This window comes from Streptomyces sp. NPDC032161 (assembly GCF_040636995.1).
Classification (GTDB): Bacteria; Actinomycetota; Actinomycetes; order Streptomycetales; family Streptomycetaceae; genus Streptomyces.
In genome coordinates this window covers 1-3,249 of record NZ_JBEZVN010000101.1, presented here as the reverse complement: position 1 = coordinate 3,249, position 3,249 = coordinate 1, and the positions used below count along the sequence as shown (strand labels likewise).

At 74.3% G+C, this 3,249-nt stretch carries 4 protein-coding genes; all 4 read left to right on the top strand.

All coding sequences use genetic code 11. The features are described from left to right. A partial coding sequence (locus AB0E67_RS36300) for a hypothetical protein (protein WP_362035114.1) occupies positions 1 to 224 on the top strand: 224 nt, incomplete at its 5' end. Next, entirely contained in the window at positions 218 to 1,762 is a 1,545-nt protein-coding gene (locus tag AB0E67_RS36295) for an amino acid adenylation domain-containing protein (RefSeq protein WP_362035112.1), read from the top strand. The genes AB0E67_RS36300 and AB0E67_RS36295, both read left to right, overlap by 7 nt. Further along, entirely contained in the window at positions 1,759 to 2,781 is a 1,023-nt protein-coding gene (locus AB0E67_RS36290) for a threonine/serine dehydratase (RefSeq protein WP_362035110.1), read from the top strand. The genes AB0E67_RS36295 and AB0E67_RS36290 overlap by 4 nt, the downstream gene beginning before the upstream one ends. 51 nt (positions 2,782 to 2,832) lie before the next feature. Next, positions 2,833 to 3,129 (top strand): acyl carrier protein, encoded by a 297-nt coding sequence (locus AB0E67_RS36285; RefSeq protein ID WP_362035108.1) that lies wholly within the window; start codon positions 2,833 to 2,835, stop codon positions 3,127 to 3,129. Positions 3,130 to 3,249 lie beyond the last annotated feature (120 nt).

Below are 3,249 nucleotides of genomic sequence, written 5' to 3'. Positions count from 1 at the left end.
CGTTCTACGTGGACTTCGACGCGCCGGTGTACGTGAACATCCTGGCCAAGGCCGCGCGGCGGCTGGCGCGGAAGGATCCGGAGGCCAAGCTCACCATCACCGAGATGCTGCCCACCCCCGAGCACGCGTGGCTCACCGACGACCAGGGCAACGCGTACACCTCCGAACTCCGCTTCGTCGCCGTCGACCAGGAGCACCGGCAGGGGGGCGTGCCGTCATGGTGAGCTTCCTCGACACGATCCACGCACACGCCGAGCGCACGCCCGAGGCCACCGCTCTGCGCACCCCGGCCGGCTCCGTCAGCTACCGCCGGTTCGACACCTGGACCGAGCGGCTGGCCCGCACCCTGACCGCCCGGGGAATCGGGCGGGAGCAGGTCTGCGCCATCGCGCTGGAACCGGGGCCGGAGAGCGTGGTGGCGGTGGCGGCGGTACTCCGCGCGGGAGGCGCCTTCCTCACGCTGGACGTGACGCAGCCGCCGCCCCGGCTGGCCGCCATGGTCCGCAGCGGCGGCGCCACCGCCCTGCTCACCCGGAGCACGGTACGGCGGACCACCCGGCTGACGGTGGAAGGACCGGTGATCGACCTCGACGAGCTGGACGGGGCGGACGGTCCCGCCGGCTTCGCAGGGGCGGGGACCTCCGGCGGGCGGCCGGAGGTGTCCGGACGGCAACTGGCCTACGTCAGCCACACGTCCGGCTCCACCGGCACCCCCAACGCCGTCCTGATCGAGCGGGCCGGCCTCGACTCGTATCTGCGCTTCATCGCCCGCGACTACGGCCTCGGCCCGCACACCGTGGCGCTCCAGGTCGCGCCTCTCGGCTACGACGCCTCCATCCGCGACACCTTCGCCCCGCTGGTCGCCGGGGGCACCGTGATCCTGGCGGAACGGAGCACCCTGCTGCGGGCCGACAGCTTCACGGAGATCCTGCGACGCGAGGGCGTCGACACCCTGCTGAGCGTCACCCCGTCCTTCCTCACCTTCCTCGCCCAGCAGGACCGGGCCGAGGAGCGGCTGAGCGGACTGCGCCTGGTCGTGGCCAGCGGTGAATCGCTGCTGCCGTTCCTCAGCTCCGGCGCCCGCCGGCTGCTGCCCGGCAGCCTGGTCAACCAGTACGGCCCCACCGAATGCACCATGACCGCCACCCGCTACGCGGTGCCCCCCGAACCGGAGACCACCGCCGACCTGGTCGGGACCCCGATCGACGGGATGACGGCGAGACTGACCGGCCCCGACGGACGGGAGGTGCCCCCGGGCGAGATCGGCGAGATCACCCTCGGCGGCATCGGGGTGGCGCGCGGCTACCGGGGCCGGCCCGAGCTGACCGCCGACCGCTTCCGCCCGGATCCGGGCGGACGGCCGGGCGCCCGCGCCTACCGCACCGGGGATCTGGCCCGGCGCAGGCCGGACGGCGTACTGGAGTACCTGGGCCGCTCCGACCGGCAGGTGAAGATTAGGGGCTACCGGGTCGACCCGGCCGAGATCGAGGGCGTGCTGCTCGGCCACCCCCGGGTGACCGGCGCCGTGGTCACCGCCGAACCGGACGAACGGGGACGGGTGTTCCTGTACGCCCATGTCGCCGGCTCGCTGGACGCGGTCACCGACGCGGAGCTGCGCAGACACCTCGCACAGGCCCTGCCGCCGCACATGATGCCGCGCCGGTTCCACCGCATCGACCGGCTGCCCACCACGCGCACGGGCAAGACGGACCGGGCCGCCCTGCACCACGGCGGCCCGCCGGTCGCGGGCCGGACGTCGTGACCGCCGCCGGCATCCGCCTCGGCCCGGCCGAGGTACGGGCGGCGGCGGAACGGATCCGCGGACCGGTACGCCGTACGCCGCTGCTGACCGCCGACGCACTGCCGGAGCTGTCCGGCCCCGGGCTGCGCGGACTGCTGCTGAAGGCCGAACACCTCCAGCGGGGCGGCTCGTTCAAGGCCCGGGGCGCCGCCAACGCCATGCTCGGCCGGGACACCCCGGCGGTGGTCGCCGGCTCCTCCGGCAACCACGGGATCGCGGTGGCCGCACTCGCCCGCCGGACCGGTGCCGAGGCCACCGTGGTGATGGCGGCCGGAGCGGGCCGGGCCAAGGCCGACGCCATCCGCCGACTGGGCGCCCGGGTGCTGACGGTGGACGGCGGCGTCGCCGCACGCGACCGGCTCGCCCGGCAACTGGCCGCGGACACCGGTGCCCTGCTGGTGCCCTCCTCCGACGACGAACGTGTCGTCGCCGGACAGGGCACCGTGGCCCTGGAGATCCTGGAGGAGGTGCCGGATCTCGATCTGCTGTTCGTACCGGTCGGCGGCGGCGGGCTGCTGGCAGGCAGCTGTCTGGCGGCCGACGTCGCAGGGCGCCCGCTGCGGGTCATCGGTGTGGAGCCCCGACAGGCGTGCCGCTACGCCGTATCGGTCGCCGCCGGGCGTCCGGTGGAGCTGCCCGCGTCGCAGACCGTCGCCGACGGACTGCGCGGCCAGCGGCCCGGCGAGATCGTCTTCCCCATCGTCCAGCGGCGGGTCGACGAGCTGATCGCCGTCGAGGACGAGGAGATCCTCCAGGCCATGGAGCTGCTGCACCGGGCCGGCCTGCCCGCCGAACCGAGCGGCAGCACGGCCCTGGCCGGCGCGCTCCGGCGCGGCTTCCGCGGCCGTACGGCCGTGGTGGTTTCCGGCGGCAACTCGCCGGCCGCCCTGGCCGGCATGGGCGCGGGCGCGGGCGTGGCCGCCGGGCCGGGCCCCCAGGCCCCGCCGCCCGCCGTCCCACCGCTGTCCGCCCTGTCGTGACGCCTGCCCCACTCAACACCTTTCACCATTCCTCACTCCGAAGGAGCCACCATGACCGTCCAGGACCAGGCCGTCGCGCACGATCTGCGGACCACCGCCGGGCTGACCGAACTGATCACCCGCCTCTACCAGGAGGCGCTGAGCAACGAAGGACTCGACGCGGACGCGGACTTCTTCGAGTCCGGCGGTGACTCGCTGACGGCGTTCCAGATCACCGGCCGCATCCAGGAGGCGCTGGGCACCGAGATCGCGGTCGCCCTGGTCTTCGCCTATCCCACCCCCGCGGAGCTGGCGGAGATCGTCGCCGAGGAGCTCGCGGAGGTTCCGGCGGGCGTGGCCCATGAGTGACGACGGCGCCCTGCTGCTGGGCCGCCGTTGGCGGTTGTGGGAGCAGTTCTCGTTGCGTGGGCCGGGTTTTCCGGTGGGGGGTGTGTTGGATCTGGCGCCGGTGGATGTGTCGGTGTATGC

Excerpts from the sequence above, each read along its gene's own strand:
- AB0E67_RS36295 (WP_362035112.1), top strand. The coding sequence starts at position 218 with ATGGTGAGCTTCCTCGACACGATCCACGCACACGCCGAGCGCACGCCC.
- AB0E67_RS36285 (WP_362035108.1), top strand. The coding sequence starts at position 2,833 with ATGACCGTCCAGGACCAGGCCGTCGCGCACGATCTGCGGACCACCGCC.